The following is a 21,585-nucleotide window of genomic DNA, read 5'->3' on the forward strand; positions in this document are numbered from 1 at the left end:
TACGATGGCTGGATTGGATTTCTTTACAATCGGTCAAATAGTTGCCCCGCACGGCGTGCGGGGTGATGTTCGTATTTATCCCGATACGGATTTTCCGAAGCGTTTCCTGCAAATGAAATACGGCTACATCGATGGCAAGAAGTACGAAGTTGCTGCCGCGCGGCTCCATAAGCGCGTCGTCCTTATGAAGTTCGGCGGCATCGACGACCGCAATGCCGCCGAGCTGCTCCGGGGCAAGGAGCTCCAGGTGCCGAGAGAAGATTTGATGCCTCTGAAAGAAGGCCAGCATTACATCTTTGACATTATCGGCATGACGGCCTACGATTTGCAGGATGTGAAATTAGGGACTGTTACCGACGTCTTGCGGACGGGCAGCAACGACGTATACGTCGTGACCGACGACGAAGGAAAGGAAACGCTCTTTGCGGCAATTCCCGACGTCGTAAAATCCATTGACGAAGAGTCTGGAAAAATGGTGCTCGACCCGCCTGAATGGGTAGACGAATGAGAATCGATATAATATCACTTTTCCCGGAATTGATAGAGGCCTTTTACCGGCACAGCATTATCGGACGGGCCCGCGTGGCCGGCCTGCTGGAGCTGGATGTAACCAATCCGAGAAATTTCACCTATGACCGTCATCATATGGTAGACGACACGATTTATGGCGGCGGTTGCGGCATGCTTATGAAAGCAGGGCCGCTTTTTGCGGCTGTAGAGGCCGTGCGCCGCGACGTGCCGAAACGGCGCGTCATCCTCATGGGGCCTGCCGGCGAAACCTTTACGCAGGCCAAGGCCAGGGAGCTGGCGGCATATGACCAGCTCATTCTCCTGTGCGGCCACTACGAAGGCGTAGACTACCGCGTAGAAGAAAGCCTGGCCGATGAAACCATTTCCGTCGGCGATTACGTCCTGACCGGCGGCGAACTGCCGGCGATGACTATCACCGACGCCGTGGCCCGCATGATTCCCGGCGTCCTCGGCGCAGCCGGAAGCGCGGCTGACGATTCGTTTTACGCTTCTCTGCTGGAATATCCCCAGTATACCAAGCCGGCCGTATTCCGCGGCCTGACCGTCCCGGAGGTGCTCCGAAACGGCGACCACGCCAAGATAGACGCCTGGCGGCGCCGCAAATCCTTGGAACGGACGCTGCAGAAGCGGCCCGACCTGCTGGAAACCTGCGACCTGTCTGCGAAGGACAAGGCCATATTGGCGGAGCTGGAAGGAGAAGAAGCCTGATGAAATCGTCTCTGTACGTAGGATTGGTGCACTACCCCATATATGACAAAAACTTCAACACCATAGCCACGGCCATTACGAACTATGATCTCCACGACATATCCCGTTCGGCCAAGACCTATGGCGTGAAAAAATATTTCATTATCCATCATGTGCCGGGACAGCTGGACATGGTGCATAAGATCATGGACTTTTGGGAAAGCCCGGCCGGCAGGAAGTACAACGCCTACCGCACCCAGGCTTTCGACATCGTCGACATCCGCCCGTCTATTGAGGACGCCGTCAAGGCCGTGGAAGAGGCGGAAGGAAAGCGCCCGTACGTCGTGACGACGGACGCGCGGACCTATGCCAATACCATTTCCTATAAGGAGCTGCGCCGCAAGCGCGAAGAAGACGACACGCCGGTGCTGCTGCTCTTTGGGACAGGCTACGGCATGACGAAAGAGACGATGGAGCAATTTGATTATATCCTGGAGCCCGTATACGGCGCAGGAGAGTATAACCACTTGTCAGTACGCTCGGCGGCGGCTATTATTTTAGACCGCCTGGCCGGCGAGGAGTGGTGGAAATAAGAGGGAGGCATTAGAATGTCTGGACATTCGAAATGGGCAAATATTAAGCGTAAAAAAGGCAAGAACGACGCCATCCGCGGCAAAATCACCACGAAAATCGGCCGTGAAATCACCATCGCCGTCCGTATGGGCGGCCCGGATCCGGTCGGCAATATGCGCTTGAAATTGGCTCTCCAAAAAGCAAAAGAAAACAACATCCCGAAAGATAATATCAAGCGGGCGATCCAGAAAGGCGCCGGTGCTACAGAAGGCCAAAACTATGAAGAAATTACGTACGAAGGCTACGGCCCGGCCGGCGTTGCCGTTACGGTCAACGTCCTCACGGATAACCGCAACCGCGCGGCCGCCGAAGTCCGCCACGTATTCTCCAAATACGGCAACAGCCTCGGCGAAACAGGCTGCGTAGGCTGGATGTTCAAGAGCAAGGGCATCTTCGTCGTAAGCAAGGAAAACGCCGACGAAGACCAGATCATGGAAGTAGCCCTCGAAGCAGGCGCAGACGACGTCAAGACCGAAGGCGAAGAATTCGAAATCGTAACGACGCCCGAAGCCTTTGACGACGTAGAAAAAGCCTTGGCCGACGCCGGCATCGAAACGGAACACGCATCCATCACCATGGTTCCGGACAACACCATTACCTTGGACGCCGAAGGCACAGAAAAGCTCGAAAAACTCATCGACGCCCTGGAAGACCTGGACGACGTCCAGGACGTATACCACAACGGCGACATGGTGGAAGACGAAGAGTAAGATAACGAAATACAGCAGTACAGATAAAAAGAAGAATGGCGCAGGCTGTTCTTCTTTTTTGTTTGATATAACGATATGGCGATAAGGCAATATCATAATTTTTGAATTTATAAGGGTATGGTATAATTAAGTTAATGTTTTAACTAACGAGTTATAACGGTATAGCGATAAGGCGATAAGATGATATCACATTCTATAGAGGGTATAGTATAATGTAAGTTAACTATTTAACTTATCTAAATTTTGTATGTTGGCAGTTACGTAATATTGCGCTATGGGATTAGAATGATATTAGGCAAGGGAGGCGAAGAACATGAACGTGCGTATGCCCATTGGTGTGGATGATTTCAAGGAACTGCGGGAAAATTATTATTTTATAGATAAAACCGATTTCATACGTCAGCTCATTGATGACCATAGCAAGGTGACATTAATCACGCGCCCGCGCCGTTTCGGCAAGACAGTGACGATGAGCATGCTGGAATATTTCTTTTCCATCGATAAGAAAGAAGAAAGCAAAGATTTGTTTCACGGTCTTGCTGTTGAAAAGGCCGGGTTATCTTACATGAAGCATAGGGGCATATATCCGGTTATTTTCATATCGTTGAAAGACGGCCAGTCGCCTTCATGGGAGCAAATGCTGAATTTTTTCAGTCTGTTTCTTCGCCGTCTGTATCTACAGTATGCGTATTTGATGAAGGCCGATACATTGGATGAATGTATGAAGGAGGATTATCATCGCATTGTCAATCGTCAGGCCGACCAGACAGAAATGGCCTTTGCCTTGACCCGGCTGATGGAAATGATGCAGGCATACTATGGCCAGCCTGTGATTCTTCTTTTGGACGAGTATGATGCGCCCATACAATACGCATGGGATCAGGGCTATTACGATCAGTGCATTGGATTTATGCGACAATTTTTGAGCAGCGCTTTAAAGACGAACAGGGCCTTGGACTTTGCCGTGCTGACAGGCGTGCTGCGCGTCGCTAAAGAAAGTATTTTCAGCGGATTGAATAATCTATCTGTGTGTTCCGTATTAAGCCGCAAATACAGTAATATCCTGGGATTTACGTCGGCAGAAACAGTCGCTATGGCAGAGGACCTGGGCGTAGAAAAGAAGCTGCCGGAGCTGCGGCAATGGTACGACGGCTATCGATTTGGGACCGATGACATCTATAATCCTTGGTCGGTTATCAATTATATGGATAATGAATGTACGCCTATGCCGTATTGGGTTCATACGTCGGGAAATTACATTTTAAAGCAGCTTCTTTCCCATGCCGATTGCCTGCGGATCAAAGAGCTTCAAGGCTTATTGGAAGGTAAGACCGTGACCGTCAGTCTGAATGAAACGGTGATGTACGATCAGATCGAGAAGGATGCAAGCGCATTATATACGCTGCTGCTGACGACGGGATATTTGACAATTGAGTCCGTTTCGCCGACGACGTACAATCGCTATTCCCTGCGAATTCCCAATGAAGAAATTAAGCAGGTATACAGTCAGGAGATCTTGAATACCATTGCTGTCGGCGCAGACCGCAATACCTTTGATACCTTGTTTGACGCGCTGTTTTCCGGGCAAGAAAAAGATTTTGAAGACCGGCTGCAGCAGATACTATTGCGTTTTGCCAGTACCTACGATACGGCCAACAAAGAAAGCTTTTACCACGGATTCATGTTGGGAATATCGGCATTATTTCTGGATAAGCAATATATCGTCGAATCCAACAAAGAAAGCGGATACGGACGTTTTGACATAGCTATTTTTCCGAAAGACACGCAGAAAGCCGGCGTTATACTGGAATTTAAAGCTGCCGATAGAACAGAGTCCTTGGAAAAACAAGCCGATGAAGCCTTGCGGCAGATTCAAGATAGGCAATATGAAGTTGAGTTTGCAAAACGAGGTATAGCGTCTGTGTGGAAATACGGCATAGCTTTTTGCGGCAAGCAGGTGTGCGTAAAAATGATATAGTAGAAAACAATAAAAAACGTGGCATCATTGCTTAAAAATGCAAAGATTCCACGTTTTTTATATTTTATAAGACTTTTTATAGTCGGATAGAGATATCCTTTTTGCTGATAAATCGTTCATAGATGTAGCAGCATAAAACAGGACCCAGCAGTCCAGCCATTAGATATAGCATATCATTTATAGGCGGATAGGCGCTGATGCGGAAATATATTTCATGCATATATTTGTTCATATCAAATGTATTTAAACTCAGTATGCCTGAATATTTTAGTCCTAATAATGCTGTATTAAAGCCCCAAAAGAAAAATTGATGGTGCATCATAATAGAAAAGGTATGTCGGCCAATATAACTGAGTAAATCATTAGAGCGAATGTGAGATTTTAATAATTCGGCAATTTGCAAATAAAACCAAATACCTGTTATGGAGACAATTAGGGGAAGCAATATTTTTTCATTCGGAAAGGCCATTTGATGAACATTATATGTAATACGAGAAGATATAAAAGCCAAAATACATCCGTTTGTCAAAGAAAGCAATATCAATTTATAAATACTAAAGGAATCATAGCGTTCGCCATATAGCCGGTATATATGACCTAGGTAATAAAAAATAATGCAAAACAACATTCGTTCAATAGCTCTTCCGGCATCGTAAAACCAGTGGGTCCAGTCATGAAATGTCAATCCTAGAGAAATGAAGTAACATGCCAGACAAAGCACGCCGATATATCGCACATTTCCTCTGCACAAGCGATAGATTACTTGATACAGACATTGCACTAAAAACAAGCAGCCGACAAACCATGCCGGACCATTGAATACAAAGGGCCATCCTCCCGTAAATGGATCCCATAATAATGATTTTAACGATAAAGGAGCATGACTAAGTTGACTCAGACCGAAGGTTGTAAGTAAAGTGATAAGAATTCCGTAAAATGCATTCCAACTCAAAAACGGGAGCAATAATTTTTTGCTTTTTTTGCAAAGAAAACTCGTTAGTGGGGGGGGGGGTGAAGAAAAGAAGTATCCAGAAATAAAGATAAATAGCGGCATATGAAAGGAATAGGGCGGAAACCATGGCAAAAAGCCAACGCCGCTGTGACCGCCGACTACCAGAATAATTCCTAATGCAGATAATATATTAAATTTTTGATTTACCATACCATACACCGCCCATTTAGTGTGATAATAAAGATACTTACCTATCATATAAAAGCACTTAAATAAAGTCAAGCATTTAAATGCTAACATAATCAAAAATAATAGGCAGTGGGAGTTCATTCTAGCTTTTCTTTGTTACAGCTTTGTTGCAACAAGCGGGGGGCGTAGACGACTGCGTCTAATTGGGGTATAATATAGGTTAAAGTTTTATAGGTTGGGGAGACTACAAGACTATGCGCGATTCTATATCCATAAAAAATAAGTACAGCACGGCGGTATTGCCAGTCGTGCTGCTCATTGTCGATTATATTGCCATATTAGCGGCGGAGTGTGTTTCCTATAACCTGCGGAATCTATTAGTTCCGGAAACGCATCTCCGCCTCTCGTGGCTGTCGATGCACGTTATCATTCCTGTCGTCTATTTAGGCTTTATGCAGGTTCATGAGCTGTATACGCGGCGAACCCAGTTTTGGCGTATCATTTCGGAAATCTTTAAGGTAAATATCTATGCTGTCGTTTCCTTGGTCGTCATCATGTATTTGGCTCAAACGGCTGCGCAGACGTCGCGCCTTTTCGTGGCCTTGATGTGGGTATTTTCCTTTGTCTTTCTCGTAGCCGGCCGGTATATAACGAAAAAAATATTAGGTCATGTACGAGCACTGCAGGTTCCCGTATTGGTCATGGGAGCCGGCAAGACAGCAGCCCTCGTGCTGGAGCCGCTGCAGCATGATACTGGCCTGGGTTATGATTTTATCGGCTTTTTGGAAGACCGGGTACCGGAACCGAAGGTTGCATCTATGATGCCTCATTTGGGATCCTTTTCCGATGCCGAATCGGTCATTCGCAGTACGGGCGTGCGCCATGTGCTGGTCATTGCTCCGGGATTAAAAAATGATGAGATGCAGCAAATCGTCTATCGGCTGCAGCCCTTGGTCAAGAGAATATCCTTCATTCCCGATATGGGGAAGATGCCCTTGGCGACGCTGGATGTAGAGAGCCTGATAGACGGGCATATCGTTACATTCAGCTTCCGCAATAACTTAGCTCAGTGGTATAATAGATTTCTCAAGAGGGTATTTGATATTGTCTGCACGGTGATTGGCCTCATCTGTATTTCGCCGATTTTGGCAGGCATTGCTATATGGATTTACAGAGATTCGCCTGGCCCAGTTATTTTTAAGCATCGCCGCGTAGGGAAAGATGGAAAAGAATTTCCCTGCTATAAATTCCGCAGCATGTGCGTCGATGCCGATGTAAAATTAAAAGAACTGCTAGAAAATGATCCCGAAGCCAGAGCTGAATGGGAAAAGGACTTCAAGCTCAAGAACGACCCGAGAATCACTAGAAGCGGGGCATTCCTGCGCAGAACCAGTCTGGATGAGCTGCCGCAGCTGTTCAATGTTCTGAAAGGCGAAATGAGCCTCGTCGGCCCAAGACCTATTATCCGAGACGAAGTGCCGAGATACGGTAAATTTATTGATGACTTTTATATGGTTCGCCCCGGCGTAACCGGCATGTGGCAGACCAGCGGCCGCAGTGACGTATCCTATGACGAACGCGTGCAGATGGATACGTGGTACGTGCGGAATTGGAATGTTTGGTTTGACGTGGTGTTGATTTGGCGGACTATTGGTGTTGTATTAGGCAAGAAAGGTGCTTATTAGAATTAAAGTTAGAAAGTGAGAGGAAAAGTGGATTCTAAGCCTATACGAGTATTACAAATATTAGGAATCGTAGCTGGTGGCGGTGTAGAAGCTGTCATTATGAACTACTATGAACATATTGATAAAAGTCAGGTGCAGTTTGATTTTGTTGTTCATGAGAATAGTCCTGTAGATATTACTGAAAAGGTAGAATTGATGGGTGGGAAAGTATATAAGGTTACGCCATATACAAAAAATGTACTTGCTTTTATGTATGATGTTTATAAAATAATAAAGAAAAATCACTACACAATTGTTCACTCCAATATGAATACATTAAGTGTTTTTTCTCTTTTTCCTGCTTGGATGGCTGGCCTGCCAGTACGAATCCTTCATAACCATAGTACGTCTGTTCCTAGTGAAACGAAACGCAACATTATGAAAATGATACTGCGGCCATTTGCTAAATTATTTGCCAATAGATATTTTGCGTGCAGTCAATTGGCTGCTGAATGGATGTATGGAAAAAGTAGCGTCGAGTCTGGAAAAGTTACCATTATTCATAATGCTATCGATTTGAAAAAATATGCTTTTGATCAGGATAAAAGAGATAGAATTAGAAAAGAATTAGGCATAGAAAATAAATTTGTTATAGGCCATGTTGGTCGATTTATGTATCAGAAAAACCATGAATTTCTCATTGATGTATTTTCGGAAGTAGCTAAGAGTGAGCCTAATGTAGTTTTATTGCTTATTGGTGACGGGCCATTAAAATCTCGTATAATGCAAAAGGTCAAGGATTTGCATCTTGAAGATAAAGTATATTTTTTAGGGTTACGTTCTGATGTACAGGACTTATATAATGTCATGGATCTTTTTGTATTGCCCTCATATTACGAAGGGTTGCCTGTGGTAGGAGTAGAATGTCAAGCCAATGGTTTGCCTATACTGGTTTCTACAAATGTTACAAAAGAGTTAAAAATAGTGAATTTAGTTTATTATATAGATCTTGATGAAAAAAAGTGGATTCAGTTTATTTTGCAATATGATGATAAAATGCTAGAAAGAATTGATACTCGTGAAATGATGACTACTGGCGGGTTTAATATTAAAAGAGAAGCAGTTCATTTAAAGAACATGTATTGTGTGGGTGAATCTGTAAATGATAAATAATACACAACGAATTAAAATTTTAGTAGAACTAATGCATGGTATAGGTGATACTGTTTGTGCTATTCCGATGTTAAAAATTTTGCGTGGTAATTACCCAGATGCAGAGATAGTGGTATTAACAAAAAGTGCTGTAGAAAATAAATAGTGGGTATTTAAAGATAGATAATTTGTATAAGTAACTTAAAGTTAGTTGTTTATCAAAATTAAAAGTGAGGTAAGAAATGATTTCTATAAGAGATATTGAGCGTGCATCAATGACTCCGGAAAAAAAAGAGATGGCAAAAAATGATTATTTTGCATTTTATATAGGGCGTCCATTATCGTATATACTGACAATACCTTTTCTATATACATCATTAACACCAAATCAAGTTTCTGTTATCTCTATTATCCCACTTGTAATAGGATTTGCCCTTTCTTATATGGCTGAATCGGATTCCTTTATGTACATAAGCTGGTGTTGTTTTTTCTTGTGGAATCTCCTTGATGGTGTCGATGGCAATATGGCAAGATATCGAAAGAGCTTTTCAAAAATGGGAAGCGTTTATGATGCGATGAGTGGTTATGCTGCAATGATTCTATCGTTTTTTGCATGGGGAATAGCTGCTGCTCATTTTCCAGGTATTTTAAATAATTACATTCATTTGAATCCTGAACTTTATATTATATTAGGTGGAATATCAGGTATTTCAGTTATTTTTCCACGATTTATAATGCATAAAGCAATAACAACTGTGGGGACAGGTGAATCAATAAATACGGTTAAGGATAAATCAAAATATGGGGTTATAAAAATAATTGCATTAAATCTTATTTCAATATCAGGATTTGTTCAAGTGTTAATGTTAATAGCTGTTCCACTAAAGTTATATGATTTATTTACGCTGAGTTACTTTATCTTAAATTTGTTGGTAATGGTTGTGTCTTTGAAATTTATTCTTAAATAATTTCGGAAAGAGGTTTTACATGAATATTGCGATAGTCATTGCTGGTGGTTCTGGACATCGGATGGGGCAGGATATACCAAAGCAATTTATTAATGTATATGACAAGCCAGTGTTAATTTACACATTAGAAGGTTTTCAAAACCATCCTATGATTGATAACATAATAGTTGTATGTATCGAGGGATGGGAAAATGTAGTAAAAGCTTATGCAAAGCAATTCAATATTACAAAACTATCTAATATTGTTTGTGGAGGAAAATCTGGGCAGGAGTCTATTCGTAACGGGGTATTTAGTTTAGAAGGCAAAGCGAAAGACGATGACATTATAATTATTCACGATGGAATTCGTCCTTTAGTAGAACCGTCTGTCCTTTCTAATGTGATCAATGTATGCCAGAAATATGGCAATGCAGTGACCTCCATGCCATATAATGAACAGATTTTTTTAGTAGATCAGGAACATCCAGACATTACAACTAAGTACATTCCTCGCGAAACGCTGCGCCGCGTATCTACTCCTCAGGCCTATCAGTTCGGTTTATTAGACCAAAAATATCACGAAGCTTTTGAAAAGAAAATTGGAATTTATGGTTCTAGTTATACGAATACTATGATGGTAGAGCTAGGAGTTCCTTTGCATTTTGCGGCTGGTTCGGATAAGAATATTAAGCTGACTACTAAAGATGATTTAGAATTGTTCAAAGCCTATCTGCATTTGGATAAGTCGGATTGGTTAAAATAGAGGTGTTGCTAGTGTATCTTACATCTAAACTTTATCAAAAGGATATTGAAAATATTATCACACTATCGTTGCCGTGGAGTAAGCTACAGGATAAAGCGTTATTACTTACTGGCGCATCCGGGCTTATTGGCACTATGTTGATTGATGTGCTTATGATCAAAAATAAAAAAGAGCAACTTAATCTGAAAATTTATGCTATTGGTCGGAATGAAGAAACCGCCAAAAAACGATTTGCAGATTATTGGGGGAAACCGTATTTTCAATTTGTTTCTATGGATGTAAACCAAACTATTCAGCTAGAAGGTAAAATGGATTTTATTATTCATGCGGCTAGTAATACCCATCCCAGATTATATGCTTCTGATCCAGTTGGTTCTCTTATGACCAATTTGGAGGGGACACATAATCTTTTGGAATATGGACGTGTGCACGGTATGGAGCGGATGTTGTTCCTTTCATCTGTTGAAATCTATGGGCAGGCATTGCGGAAGGAAGACGTGTTTGACGAAATGTACTGTGGTTATATTGACTGTAATGGTGTTCGTGCATGCTACCCCGAAGGAAAAAGGGCTGGAGAGGCTTTATGTAATGCATATATTTCCCAATATGGTATGGATATCGTAATACCTCGTCTTTCTCGTGTCTATGGCCCTACTATGCGACTGGATGACAGTAAGGCAATGAGTCAATTTCTCATGAATGGAGTGCGGAACGAAAATATTGTCCTTAAAAGCCAGGGGCTTCAAAAATTTTCTTACTGTTATGTAGGGGATGTAGTTCAGGGTCTGTTGTATTGCCTTCTTAAAGGAGAATGCGGAGAAGCCTATAATATTGCAGACATAAAAACATTTATGTTGCTAAAAGATATTACTCAGTATATCGCTAGCTTGAATGAAAAAAGGGTCGTTTTTGATTTGCCTGACGCTTCAGAGAAGAAAGGTTTTTCTAAAGTGACAGTAGGTGTTATGGATTCCAGCAAGCTGCAGGGCTTGGGATGGAAGCCTTTTGATGATTTGAAGAGTGGGATCAAGAAGACTATTGAGATTCTAAAAAGTCTTTGATTTAAATTGGGGGAAAAGGAATGCCAAAGATAAGTGTTATTGTCCCTGTTTATAATGTGGCTTCTTATTTAAAAGAATGTATAGACTCTTTACTTAGTCAGATATTTAATGATATTGAGATTATTTTGGTTGATGATGGCTCTACGGATGAAAGTGGATACATCTGTGATCAGTATGCTCAAAAAGATGCTCGAATCAAAGTTATCCATAAGAGAAATGGTGGCCTTAGTGATGCACGGAATGCGGGATTAGATATTTGTCGAGGAGAATTTATTGGTTTTGTGGATAGTGATGATTATGTTGACAATGATATGTATGAGATACTGTATCGCAATGCAGTAAAATATAAAGCAGATATTTCGATGTGTTGTGATCGACGAGTGCCATATCAGGCTGGAGACTATGATTTTAAAGGAAATAAAGTGTCTGTATGGGAAAGTAAAGAAGAAATGATTCGGCAAATTTTTTTAGCGAGACGTACAGCTGTGGCTGTTTGTCTAAAAATATTTCACAGAAATATTTTTAGACAAACAAGATTTCCTGTAGGAATGACGATGGAAGATGCCTATATTGTTTTGGATACTTTACGAGATTGCCAACTCCTAGTATTTCAAGATGTTAGCAAATATAATTATAGACGAAGAAAAGGGAGTATAGTACAGCGTACAGCTTATACGGATAAAATCTTGGATTTAGTATACGTTTATGAGCGGAATTACAATATTATCAAAAAAGAATATCCGGCACTTGAATCTGTTGGAGAGTACCGTCTGTTTTGGGCTTTGCGTGAGACACTAGCGCGCATTGGTGCTACTACAGATTATCAGGAACATGAAAATGTTATTGCTCAGTTACAACAGCGGATTAAAAGAGATTTAAAGCGCCTATGGGCAAATCCATACATGGATGCTAGGCAAAAGGCCGCTACTATCTTGGCTATGATTTCTTGTCGCGGGGTTGCTAAACTGAAGCATTATGTCTAAGAAATGATTCAAGTTGCTGCGAACTAGCTTGGATACTTATTCTGGGCATAAGTTTTATAATCATATAGAAAATACACTTTGCACTAAATAATGAGATTAATTGCAGAGGCATTTCTTTCAGGATAAAATAAAGAAACATATTGAATGTTACACTTATAAAATTTTATTTACTTAAAAAGAAATTAGTTGATGTCAACGTTAGAGGATTAGATGATGTTTTGCTAGAAAGAAATACTTCAAATTGATGGAGAATGAGAAATGGAAAAATTTGATCTGGTAAAAGAAGCAATTAACCGAAGCACAGTTGTTTCTTTCGATCTTTTTGATACGCTTGTTAAGCGTGATTGCTATAGACCTATAGAACTTTTTCATTTTGTTGAGCAAAAAGTAAATCGGGAATTTAATATTGAGAGCCGTTTTGCTTTTGCTCGGATTCAGGCGGAAAGAGCTGCGCGCAATAGAGTTAAAATGGAAGAAGTTTCGTTGGAAGAGATTTATGTCGAGATTTCTTTAGAAGTTTCTGCTGAGGAAAAAGACCAGATAAGGCAGTGGGAGGAAGAGTATGAATATGTGCTTTGTCAATGGAATCCTTTCATGAAACCTGTGTACGAATATTGTCGGCACCAGAGAAAGAAAATTTTTATCGTGACAGATATTTATCTTCCTGAGATTTTGATTCGGAGAATACTGGATAAACTTGGAATATTTTATGATGCGCTTTTTGTATCTTCTACAGAACGGAAAACAAAAAGTAAAGGAACGTTGTTTCAGGAAATATTTAGACAAACAGAAATCAAATTATCTGAAATCCTTCATATTGGAGATAATAAGCGAAGTGACTACCTCGTACCGAAAAGGCTTGGTATGCAAGCGATTTATATTCCTAACGAGGTGAAACTAAATTTAGTTATCAATAAAAAAAAGTACAAACAAATTCAAGATTATGCAAATTTATGTTCCTTTATTAATAATCATGCAGGCAACCATTCTTGGAACGCAGTTCATGCTGATCAGGATTTCAATTTCTTTGCAGAAGCTGGATATGAGGTTCAAGGACCTGTATTATACGGTTATGTGTCTTGGCTTCAAGAGCAATTCGAAAAAGATGGTATAGAAAAAGTCTTTTTTCTGGCTCGGGATGGACAACTAATGCAGAAAGCTTATAGAAAACTAATTAATCCCATTTCTGATAAATATATATATGCCTCAAGAAAAGCATTAATTATACCTTCTCTTTGGATGACACCTACTATTCCAGAAATTATTGAAGCTATTTTTTGGGGAAAGCGAGGAACTATTTCTAGTTTTTTGAAAAAGATTGGACTTAAGCCTGATGAATTTGAACAGTATTACGAAAATGCTGGATTCTTGATAGACACTTTATATGAATATGAGATTTTATGGAAAAATCAGAAATTTCAATGCATATTTGCAGAACAAGTGCAGCAGAAGATGATAGCCCATAGCCGTGAAATGTTTGATCTTCTACTTCAATATTTGGAGCAACTTGATTTTTCAGGAAAAGTAGCTATTGTAGATATTGGATGGTTTGGTCATATGCAAGGGGCATTGGAAAAGATAATAAAAGCCGCACGTATTCCAGCTGAAATTCATGGTTATTATTTGGGCCTTAGACCGGAGTCGCCGATTCTGGATCATATCCATGCCAAAGGATATCTCTTTGATAGAAATCACAACGAATCATTGTCAAAGAAAGAAGAATCTTTTAATGTTATTGTGGAGATGCTTTTCACGGCAGATCATGGAACAACAAAAGGGTATAAAAAAGAAAATGGGCAGATTATCCCGATATTAGAAAAATGGGAATACAGCGAAAAAGATTATAAAAAGGATTACGATGCTATCCACGCATGTCAAACGGGTGCCCTTTCTTTTGTAGATGATATAGTGTCAGAGCAAGAATATTTTCTGTTTAACCCGGATTCTTCCGTGACTTTTACAAATTGGATTCATCTTGGAAGATATCCCTCTCGTAAAACTGCAGAACTTTTCGGCAATCTTCATTTTATGGATGATACGATAAAATATCTTGCAAAGCCTAAAAGAAAAGGATATTTTTATTTATTTCATTTTCATGCGTTTTTGCAAGATTTTCGAGATGCCTTCTGGCGCAGTGGTTTTTTTGTCCGCACCTTAGGAGAACGGTTTCCCTATATAATTGGATATGAAATGGCCAGAAAGCTATATTCTCTACTTAGAAAATAAAATGTTGGAGGAATAACATGAAAGTTCTAACCGGTATAGTTACATTTAACCCGGATATAGATAGATTACGTGAAAATCTTAGTGCAGTTGTTGTGCAGGATACAGATATCTTGATTTTTGATAATGGTTCTATAAATTATACAGATATTGTAAGCCTTGCATTGGAATTAAGATGCAGGATTAGTCATGTTGAAGAAAATAAGGGCATTGCTTATGGGCTCAAATATATTATGAGTTATGCAATGCAAAATTGTTATGATTGGGTTTTGTCATTAGATCAAGATTCAATTTCTAATAAAGAATTGATTAATAGGTATAAAGAATATATAGGAGATCCCCAAATTGGCGCGTTAACTTGTAATATAAAAGATCGGAATTTCGTAGAAATTAGTAAACCAATTTTTGAAGGTAGCGAACATGATGTAACACGAATTCAGAAGTGTATTACTTCAGGTTGTTTTATGCGTGTGTCTGCATATACTACTACAGATGGATATGATGTTTCTATGTTCATTGATTTTGTAGATTTTGATATCTGTTATGCATTATTACGGGCAGGATATCAAATTATTAAAATTCCTTTTGATGGACTTTTGCATGAAGATGGACATGGAAAAAATGTTTCCTTTTTTGGAAAAAAATATATTATGTATAATAAATCGGCTTGGAGACGATACTATATGACGAAAAATGAAATATACCTTGCTAGAAAGTTCCCGGAATATCAATCGCCTTTTCGCACAACAATAAGATGTTTGTGGCAAAGCGTATTAATTTTGATCTATGAAGAGGATAAAATCAATAAATTTATAAAAGGCATTAAAGGTATTTACAAAGGAATTACAATGAAAATAAAAGAATAGGGGTTATTTGTTCTGTATATAATTTTTAGAAAATATGCTATAAACTGGATATTTTAACTATGGTGGTCAGTTAATATGGTCAGGTGAGAAAATGAGAGTTGAGTTTACCTATTTCCAGCCGTATTATGGTGCAGATAATACTTTTATATATCTTTTGACGGCAATAATATTTTTGCTTGCTATTATTTCTTTCGTAAAAAGTAAGTTTGATGTAGTACACCCATCCTTCATCTATTGTATTTGCTTAGCAGGATGTTGTACACTGGCTGCTCTATATACAAAGATGTGGAATCTACCTATGCATTTTAATACGGCAGCCATCATAATTGTTATGTCAATGCTATTTTTGGGGGGAGGATGCCTTGCAGAATTTTGCTGTTGTACGGATAAGTATGCTTCCGTACAGGAATCTGTTATTTTTCGTGGCTTTTTTATTAGTTGGTCGATATGGTTACTTTTTTTAGGCATTTTGGTATATTTTGCATACCTTAATTATACAGATTTTCTTCAAGTTGCACGTCTAGTCACAAATGAAAAAGAATTTAGTAAAATGCTGGGGCCAGTTATTAATGGTTTCGCGCACCAGGAAATTAAATTAAGTCGATGGAATGCGTATAGACTGCGGTTTGCTATGGGCATGGGGTATCTTTCCATCTTAGCCGTATGGCTAAATTTAATGGTGCATCAATATAAAGAAGTTATGAAATGGGGTTGTTTTGTTTTGTTATATATTCCTTTTTTGGTTTTAACCGGTGGAAGGCAACAGTTTATGTATTTAATTATGTTTGCGATGATTAGTTTTTTTATGGTTTATCGTAAAACTCATAGATTAACAAGTTCTGTGAGCAAAGAATTTGCGGTTATTGGTGTTGCTATTGTTTCCTTTTTGTTCTGCTTTCTAGGAATAGGGCTTGTTAATGGTAAAATCGGAGCAGATACTAGTTTTTTACGAGTTCTAGCTCATTATGCAGGAACCAATATTTCAGCATTCGATGTTTACCTTAATGAAATGATGATTCCGGATATTCCATATATTGGCTCAACAACATTAATCCCCCTTTATGGGTTCTTGCATGCCCATGGGTTTGATGATTTACCTGTTTTTTCTATGTACATTACGTTGTTTACTGTATTTGGTCCAGTGACAACCAATGTTTATACAGCGTTTTATCGCTATATTAATGATTTTGGTTATTTTGGTTGTGCACTCGTTATGTTTTTGTTAGGATTTTTTTATACTTTCTTTTACAAAAAAGTCTGTCTCCATGGATTGAAGAATTGGATGATTTTGATTTATTCTTCGATTGCCTATCCCATTTTTTTGATGGGAAGAGAAGAACGATTTTTTAATGAAATATTCACGACGAGTAAACTTAGTTTCATTATTGGAACATTGATCTTGTATAAATTTTTTGAGTTCTTAAGTAAGAGGAGGAGTAAAGTCAAATGATTTTACAATCGGTTATTAAAAAGTGGTATATCATTTTAATTTGTGCGGTGGCATGTTCTGGTGGCTTATATTTTGAAAAAAGTCAGGTAGAAACTGTTATTCCTCAAACAGGAGACATGACCTATATACGTGTAGTACGATTTAATACTATTCCTATTTTTGCAACAAGGCAAACTAGTAAAGAAATTGATATGACTAATTTAATGAAAGCTTGGTCAAATTTGACTGAATTAGATTCCCAAATGGAAACGAATTTTGATATGAATAAAATGAATGCAGAGTGGGATAAGATGGTTAATTCTCAAAAAATGAAATGGTTGGGAGAACATTTCCGCGTTCAGAATATAGGACCTGGTCTCTATGAATTGATTATTCAGTTTACTAAAAAAGATGCCAAAGATTCGCAGTATATTAAAGAAAATAATACAAATTTGATGGATGCATATCAAACTTATTTTTCTAAAACTTCCGCTTTGGTTACAAAGGATACGGGTTTAAGTACTGTGAAAGAATTTCAAAGTATTAATGAAGATAAAGTGGTAAGTAAGGGGATTATTAAAAAGAAATATGCATTAATCGGCTTTGTTCTTGGTGCGTTAATTGGTATAGTTATTGTTATGGCTTGGGATGCAAGAAAACATTGGGGTAATCACTGAGAAGGTGATGTTAAATGAATTTTATTGACACCTTTAAAAATATAGCTTATTCATTCAGTGCGAACCTCTTTTCTTTGTGTATTTCTGTTTTCATGGTCATGGTTGTTCCTAAGTTTCTTAGTGTGCATGATTATGGCCTATGGCAACTTTTCTTATTTTACTTTTCTTATTTAGGCTTTTTGCATTTTGGGTGGGAAGATGGAATCTATCTTCGTTATGCTGGGAAATCATTTGATGAGTTAGATCAGCGAACTTTTGCTGGACAGTTTTATGGGATTATAATATTGCAGATTTTTTTAGCTGTTTTCGTAATTTTTGGAGGACAATTATTAATTACTGATCCTATAAAGAGGTTAGCGCTAACATGTGCAGTTTGCCTAGCTCCTTTTGTAAATTTCACAAATCTATGTAACTTTATCATGCAAATTACAAATCGCATCAAGGATTATGCTAAGTTTCTTTTTACAGAACGTATTGTATTTTTCTTAGGTGTGGTCATCTTCTTGTTGGGGTTGCATCGGAATGAATTCTGTTACATGTATTATGCTAAGTTGTTTTCTATGATAATTCTTACCTTGAGTGGTATTTATTTGTGTCGTAATCTGTTGAAGCCTAGATTTTATCCAATGAGGCGAATTGTCTGGGAAATGAAGAAAAATCTTACTGTAGGCAGTAAGTTGATGATAGCTAATATCGCAGGCATGCTTATTATTGGTATTGTTCGCTATGGTATTTCCGTGGGTTGGGATGTGTCAACTTTTGGACAAGTATCACTGACGTTAGGGATTTCTAACTTTTTTATGGTGTTCATTTCATCTGTAAGTGTGGTGTTTTTTCCTATCATCAAAAATCTAGATAAAAATAAACGGGTTACAATTTATAGAACGATTCGAGCCAGTCTAGATATTGTTTTGTTTGCTGCTTTAATTGGATATTACCCTCTCAAATGTATTTTGACCTGGTGGTTACCGCAATATGCGGACAGTCTCATTTATATGAGTGTTTTATTCCCCATTTGTGTTTTTAACAGTAAATTGAGCCTTTTAATTAACACATACCTAAAGAGTATGCGTCAGGAAGTACTAATGTTAAAAATTAATGTTCTCAGCGTAATGGTTTCTCTGGCTGTAACTTTTGTAGTGGTGAGAATTTTTCATAATTTGTCTCTAGCTGTACTTTCTATTGTTGGTATTTATGCTTTCCAATGCTGCTTGGCTGAATGTTTTATTAGTCATCTTCTTAAAATGAATGTACGCAAAGATATCCTAACAGATATTTTGCTATGTGGTATCTTTATTGCTAGTGGTTGGTATATTCAGAACGTGTGGTGCATGGTAATTTATGTTGGTGCATATGCTATTTTTATTATGTTAAATCGAGATCAAGTACAGAAATTGATTAAATTACTGAAAGTAAAAAGTTGATAGAAGATGGGGATTGGTTTAACTGGTGGCAGTGGTGCTTGAGTATATCTACTTTACCACGACGCTGGCAGGGATCAATATCATTTTGAGTATTGGGTATCCGGTAGTCTGTTTAATCTTGAGAATTTAATTAGGTGGTGGTTTACTACGATCTATTAATTACTTCAAACAGGTGGAAAAATCAATGTATGTGACATTCATAATATATTAAGCACATATTATGGAATTAATATTATTTGATTTGTGAACGTGATATTTGTTGAAATTATTTATGGATACGATTATTTTTTATACGAAGAAGATGAGGCTAAAATGAATATCTTAATAACTGGTGGAGCTGGATTTATTGGCTCTCATATCGTAAGGAAATTATTGGAAACTGGAAATACGCCTATTGTTTTAGATAATTTTAGCACTAGTGCATTGGAAAATATTCCAACAGGAGTAAAGTATTATCGGATGGATATCTTGGACAAGACTTTACAGAGCGTATTAAAGGATGAAAAGATAGATGCCATTGTGCATTTAGCTGGACAAACTATGGTTGATTATTCATTAAAACATCCTTTCGAAGATATGATGCAAAATATTGAAGGAATGGTCAATCTTTTGGAGGCGGCAAGAATTACAGGGGTAAATCGTGTAGTGTTTTCATCTACGGCAGCAGTTTATGGAGATGTTAACGAATCAGATTTACCTATTAGAGAAAATCATTTGTTGCAGCCTATGTCTTTTTATGGACTGAGTAAATTAACTGAGGAAAAATATCTTGAGATGTATCATAAGATATTTGGTGTGAATTATGTCATTTTACGTTTTGCAAATGTATATGGAGAACGTCAAGGTATAAAGGGAGAAGGAGGTGTTATAAGTATTTTTGCTAAATGTTTTGCCGAAAACAAGGATATTACTGTTTTTGGAGATGGAAAGCAGACAAGAGATTTTATCTATGCAGGAGATATTGCGGATGGTATTTATGCTGCGTTGCAGACTTCTAATGTAAATACTGTTTACAATTTAAGTACGCAGATAGAAGTAAGTCTATTAGGCATCATAAATACTTGTAGTGTTATTTTACACAAGGAGATCAATCCGCATTTTGAATCGGAACGTAAAGGGGATATATATCGGTCTATGTTATGTAATCGTAAAGCAAAAGAAGAACTTTTCTGGACTCCTAAAACGAATCTAGTGACTGGCCTAGAGCGGACACTAATATATTTTCTTGATGATAATGCAGGTGCTTTATGGAGGTAATCAAAATCTCTTCCTGAAAATGCATTAAGTACAATAATATGTTCTATGATAAAAAATATTTATGGAGTCTGCTATTAAAAAAGTTACACTTAGTTTGACAGTTTACCATAAAAAAATAGAAGTGTGTATTGAAAATGCTATAAAAATATATTAGGAAAATAAATACACTGCATTGTCCGAAAACCTTTAAAGTTGAGCTTAACTACGGCTATCTGATAATTTGGACTTATACCTAAGAGGTTAAATCTCGCTAGATTGCACAGATCTCAGATATTTAAAAGAGTGCTGGGTGGGGAAAAATAAATGTGAGACATAAGGGGAAGATTTTGGACAATATTTTGAGGTCAATTTATCGTATGTAGATATTTCTTTATGCTTTATGTAGATAAGGAACAATAAGTTTCGCAAAAATAAAAAAGAGACATGGTTTGCAGAACTCTGGTAGAATGAAGTTGCGACACAACATTCTGAAAGGAGCGAGCAAACCATGTCTGAAAAGATTGTACAGCTTAATGAGGAAGTAATCAAGGGGCAGCTCAAGGAACTTGTGCGTGGCAGCGTAGAGGAGACACTCAATGAGCTGCTGGAGGCCGAAGCGGAGAAACTGACTCAGGCGGCCCGATATGAGCGCAATGAGAAGCGTCAGGGCTATCGCAGCGGCCACTACAGGCGCAGCCTCACTATCACTTCCGGGGACGTTACCCTCAAGGTACCCAAGCTCAAAGGGATCTCCTTTGAGACCGCCATTATTGAGCGGTATCGCCGCCGTGAAAGCAGCGTAGAAGAAGCCCTCATCGAGATGTATCTGGCCGGCGTATCCGTCCGGCGTGTGGAAGACATTACAGAGGCGCTGTGGGGCAGCAAAGTGTCGCCCTCAACCATCAGTGAACTGAATAAGAAGGCATATGTCCACATTGAGGATTGGCGTAACCGCCCCTTACAGGGAGGGCATTACCCGTATGTCTATGTGGACGGCATCTACTTGCGTCGCAACTGGGGCGGAGAGTTTGAGAATGTGGCCATTCTGGTAGCGATTGCGGTAAATGAAGATGGATACCGTGAGGTTCTTGGGGCTGCCGAGGGCATGAAGGAGGACAAGGCTAGCTGGGTCAGCTTCTTTCAATGGCTGCGAGGCCGGGGCCTGGATGGAGTTAAACTGGTAGTTGGCGACAAGTGCCTGGGTATGCTGGAAGCTGTAGGAGAAGTGTTTCCAGAGGCCAAGTACCAGCGGTGTACTGTACACTTTTACCGCAATATCTTCTCTGTAACGCCTCGTTCCAAGGTGAAGCTGGTGGCCAAAATGCTCAAAGCGATCCATGCGCAGGAGAGCAAGAAAGCTGCCCGTGAGAAAGCCCGGGCCGTGGTAGAAGAACTGCGTTCCATGAAACTGAAAGAGGCTGCCAAGAAGGTGGAGGATGGCATTGAGGAAACGCTGACTTACTGCGATTTTCCCTGTGAA

General features: G+C 39.3%; 19 protein-coding genes and 1 pseudogene. 19 read left to right on the plus strand and 1 reads right to left on the minus strand.

Annotated features, from left to right (window positions below):
- Positions 1-4 precede the first annotated feature (4 nt).
- The 5 genes from rimM to B5F80_RS07950 all read left to right on the plus strand — a co-directional run bounded on the left by rimM (position 5) and on the right by B5F80_RS07950 (position 4,539).
- A complete protein-coding gene (rimM, locus tag B5F80_RS07930; protein ID WP_087478290.1) occupies positions 5-508 on the plus strand; it encodes a ribosome maturation factor RimM in 504 nt (167 codons plus the stop codon).
- Entirely contained in the window at positions 505-1,239 is a 735-nt protein-coding gene (gene trmD / locus B5F80_RS07935; RefSeq protein ID WP_087478291.1) for a tRNA (guanosine(37)-N1)-methyltransferase TrmD, read from the plus strand. The genes rimM and trmD overlap by 4 nt, the downstream gene beginning before the upstream one ends.
- A complete protein-coding gene (locus tag B5F80_RS07940; RefSeq protein WP_087478292.1) occupies positions 1,239-1,811 on the plus strand; it encodes an RNA methyltransferase in 573 nt (190 codons plus the stop codon). The genes trmD and B5F80_RS07940 overlap by 1 nt, the downstream gene beginning before the upstream one ends.
- A 15-nt stretch (positions 1,812-1,826) precedes the next feature.
- Complete coding sequence (locus tag B5F80_RS07945) at positions 1,827-2,561, plus strand: YebC/PmpR family DNA-binding transcriptional regulator (RefSeq protein WP_087478293.1); 735 nt, start codon at positions 1,827-1,829, stop codon at positions 2,559-2,561.
- Between the two features lie 313 nt (positions 2,562-2,874).
- Entirely contained in the window at positions 2,875-4,539 is a 1,665-nt protein-coding gene (locus B5F80_RS07950) for an AAA family ATPase (protein ID WP_087478294.1), read from the plus strand.
- 76 nt (positions 4,540-4,615) lie between these two features.
- Here the strand turns inward: B5F80_RS07950 and B5F80_RS07955 are convergent, their stop codons facing one another.
- Positions 4,616-5,701 carry an acyltransferase family protein gene (locus tag B5F80_RS07955; protein WP_158099966.1) on the minus strand — a complete coding sequence of 362 codons (1,086 nt, stop codon included), beginning with the start codon at positions 5,699-5,701 and terminating at the stop codon, positions 4,616-4,618.
- Positions 5,702-5,934: 233 nt separating this feature from the next.
- Here B5F80_RS07955 and wbaP point away from each other — a divergent pair, with 233 nt between their 5' ends.
- The 14 genes and pseudogenes from wbaP to B5F80_RS08020 form a co-directional block, all read left to right on the plus strand.
- Entirely contained in the window at positions 5,935-7,365 is a 1,431-nt protein-coding gene (gene wbaP, locus B5F80_RS07960; protein ID WP_087478296.1) for an undecaprenyl-phosphate galactose phosphotransferase WbaP, read from the plus strand.
- Between the two features lie 27 nt (positions 7,366-7,392).
- On the plus strand, positions 7,393-8,517 hold the full coding sequence (locus B5F80_RS07965; protein ID WP_087478297.1) for a glycosyltransferase family 1 protein: 1,125 nt from the start codon (positions 7,393-7,395) through the stop codon (positions 8,515-8,517).
- Positions 8,507-8,662, plus strand: coding sequence for a glycosyltransferase family 9 protein (locus B5F80_RS11200; RefSeq protein ID WP_143747169.1), 156 nt, complete (start codon positions 8,507-8,509; stop codon positions 8,660-8,662). The genes B5F80_RS07965 and B5F80_RS11200 overlap by 11 nt, the downstream gene beginning before the upstream one ends.
- A 76-nt stretch (positions 8,663-8,738) precedes the next feature.
- Positions 8,739-9,464 carry a CDP-alcohol phosphatidyltransferase family protein gene (locus tag B5F80_RS07970; RefSeq protein ID WP_204246368.1) on the plus strand — a complete coding sequence of 242 codons (726 nt, stop codon included), beginning with the start codon at positions 8,739-8,741 and terminating at the stop codon, positions 9,462-9,464.
- Positions 9,465-9,483: 19 nt separating this feature from the next.
- Positions 9,484-10,206, plus strand: a complete 723-nt coding sequence (locus B5F80_RS07975) for an IspD/TarI family cytidylyltransferase (protein WP_087478298.1) — start codon at positions 9,484-9,486, stop codon at positions 10,204-10,206.
- Positions 10,194-11,267 carry an NAD-dependent epimerase/dehydratase family protein gene (locus tag B5F80_RS07980; protein ID WP_204246369.1) on the plus strand — a complete coding sequence of 358 codons (1,074 nt, stop codon included), beginning with the start codon at positions 10,194-10,196 and terminating at the stop codon, positions 11,265-11,267. The genes B5F80_RS07975 and B5F80_RS07980 overlap by 13 nt, the downstream gene beginning before the upstream one ends.
- A 20-nt stretch (positions 11,268-11,287) precedes the next feature.
- Positions 11,288-12,250 (plus strand): glycosyltransferase family 2 protein, encoded by a 963-nt coding sequence (locus tag B5F80_RS07985; protein ID WP_087478299.1) that lies wholly within the window; start codon positions 11,288-11,290, stop codon positions 12,248-12,250.
- Between the two features lie 258 nt (positions 12,251-12,508).
- Complete coding sequence (locus tag B5F80_RS07990) at positions 12,509-14,476, plus strand: HAD-IA family hydrolase (RefSeq protein WP_087478300.1); 1,968 nt, start codon at positions 12,509-12,511, stop codon at positions 14,474-14,476.
- Between the two features lie 17 nt (positions 14,477-14,493).
- The gene (locus B5F80_RS07995) at positions 14,494-15,339 is read left to right on the plus strand and encodes a glycosyltransferase (protein ID WP_087478301.1); all 846 of its coding nucleotides are present in this window, start codon (positions 14,494-14,496) and stop codon (positions 15,337-15,339) included.
- 91 nt (positions 15,340-15,430) lie between these two features.
- Positions 15,431-16,789 carry an O-antigen polymerase gene (locus B5F80_RS08000; RefSeq protein WP_087478302.1) on the plus strand — a complete coding sequence of 453 codons (1,359 nt, stop codon included), beginning with the start codon at positions 15,431-15,433 and terminating at the stop codon, positions 16,787-16,789.
- The gene (locus B5F80_RS08005) at positions 16,786-17,445 is read left to right on the plus strand and encodes a hypothetical protein (RefSeq protein ID WP_087478303.1); all 660 of its coding nucleotides are present in this window, start codon (positions 16,786-16,788) and stop codon (positions 17,443-17,445) included. Before B5F80_RS08000 ends, B5F80_RS08005 begins: the two co-directional genes overlap by 4 nt.
- A gap of 14 nt (positions 17,446-17,459) precedes the next feature.
- On the plus strand, positions 17,460-18,869 hold the full coding sequence (locus B5F80_RS08010) for a sugar transporter (RefSeq protein WP_087478304.1): 1,410 nt from the start codon (positions 17,460-17,462) through the stop codon (positions 18,867-18,869).
- 249 nt (positions 18,870-19,118) lie between these two features.
- On the plus strand, positions 19,119-20,126 hold the full coding sequence (locus tag B5F80_RS08015; protein WP_239386331.1) for an NAD-dependent epimerase/dehydratase family protein: 1,008 nt from the start codon (positions 19,119-19,121) through the stop codon (positions 20,124-20,126).
- Between the two features lie 478 nt (positions 20,127-20,604).
- Positions 20,605-21,585 (plus strand): annotated as a pseudogene (locus B5F80_RS08020) (IS256 family transposase); the annotation flags it as partial.

The sequence above is a fragment of the Megasphaera sp. An286 genome, assembly GCF_002163455.1.
GTDB lineage: Bacteria > Bacillota > Negativicutes > Veillonellales > Megasphaeraceae > Megasphaera > Megasphaera stantonii.

Excerpts from the sequence above, each read along its gene's own strand:
- rimM (WP_087478290.1), top strand. The coding sequence starts at position 5 with ATGGCTGGATTGGATTTCTTTACAATCGGTCAAATAGTTGCCCCGCAC.
- trmD (WP_087478291.1), top strand. The coding sequence starts at position 505 with ATGAGAATCGATATAATATCACTTTTCCCGGAATTGATAGAGGCCTTT.
- B5F80_RS07940 (WP_087478292.1), top strand. The coding sequence starts at position 1,239 with ATGAAATCGTCTCTGTACGTAGGATTGGTGCACTACCCCATATATGAC.
- B5F80_RS07945 (WP_087478293.1), top strand. The coding sequence starts at position 1,827 with ATGTCTGGACATTCGAAATGGGCAAATATTAAGCGTAAAAAAGGCAAG.
- B5F80_RS07950 (WP_087478294.1), top strand. The coding sequence starts at position 2,875 with ATGAACGTGCGTATGCCCATTGGTGTGGATGATTTCAAGGAACTGCGG.
- B5F80_RS07955 (WP_158099966.1), bottom strand. The coding sequence starts at position 5,701 with ATGGTAAATCAAAAATTTAATATATTATCTGCATTAGGAATTATTCTG.
- wbaP (WP_087478296.1), top strand. The coding sequence starts at position 5,935 with ATGCGCGATTCTATATCCATAAAAAATAAGTACAGCACGGCGGTATTG.
- B5F80_RS11200 (WP_143747169.1), top strand. The coding sequence starts at position 8,507 with ATGATAAATAATACACAACGAATTAAAATTTTAGTAGAACTAATGCAT.
- B5F80_RS07970 (WP_204246368.1), top strand. The coding sequence starts at position 8,739 with ATGATTTCTATAAGAGATATTGAGCGTGCATCAATGACTCCGGAAAAA.
- B5F80_RS07975 (WP_087478298.1), top strand. The coding sequence starts at position 9,484 with ATGAATATTGCGATAGTCATTGCTGGTGGTTCTGGACATCGGATGGGG.
- B5F80_RS07985 (WP_087478299.1), top strand. The coding sequence starts at position 11,288 with ATGCCAAAGATAAGTGTTATTGTCCCTGTTTATAATGTGGCTTCTTAT.
- B5F80_RS07990 (WP_087478300.1), top strand. The coding sequence starts at position 12,509 with ATGGAAAAATTTGATCTGGTAAAAGAAGCAATTAACCGAAGCACAGTT.
- B5F80_RS07995 (WP_087478301.1), top strand. The coding sequence starts at position 14,494 with ATGAAAGTTCTAACCGGTATAGTTACATTTAACCCGGATATAGATAGA.
- B5F80_RS08000 (WP_087478302.1), top strand. The coding sequence starts at position 15,431 with ATGAGAGTTGAGTTTACCTATTTCCAGCCGTATTATGGTGCAGATAAT.
- B5F80_RS08005 (WP_087478303.1), top strand. The coding sequence starts at position 16,786 with ATGATTTTACAATCGGTTATTAAAAAGTGGTATATCATTTTAATTTGT.
- B5F80_RS08010 (WP_087478304.1), top strand. The coding sequence starts at position 17,460 with ATGAATTTTATTGACACCTTTAAAAATATAGCTTATTCATTCAGTGCG.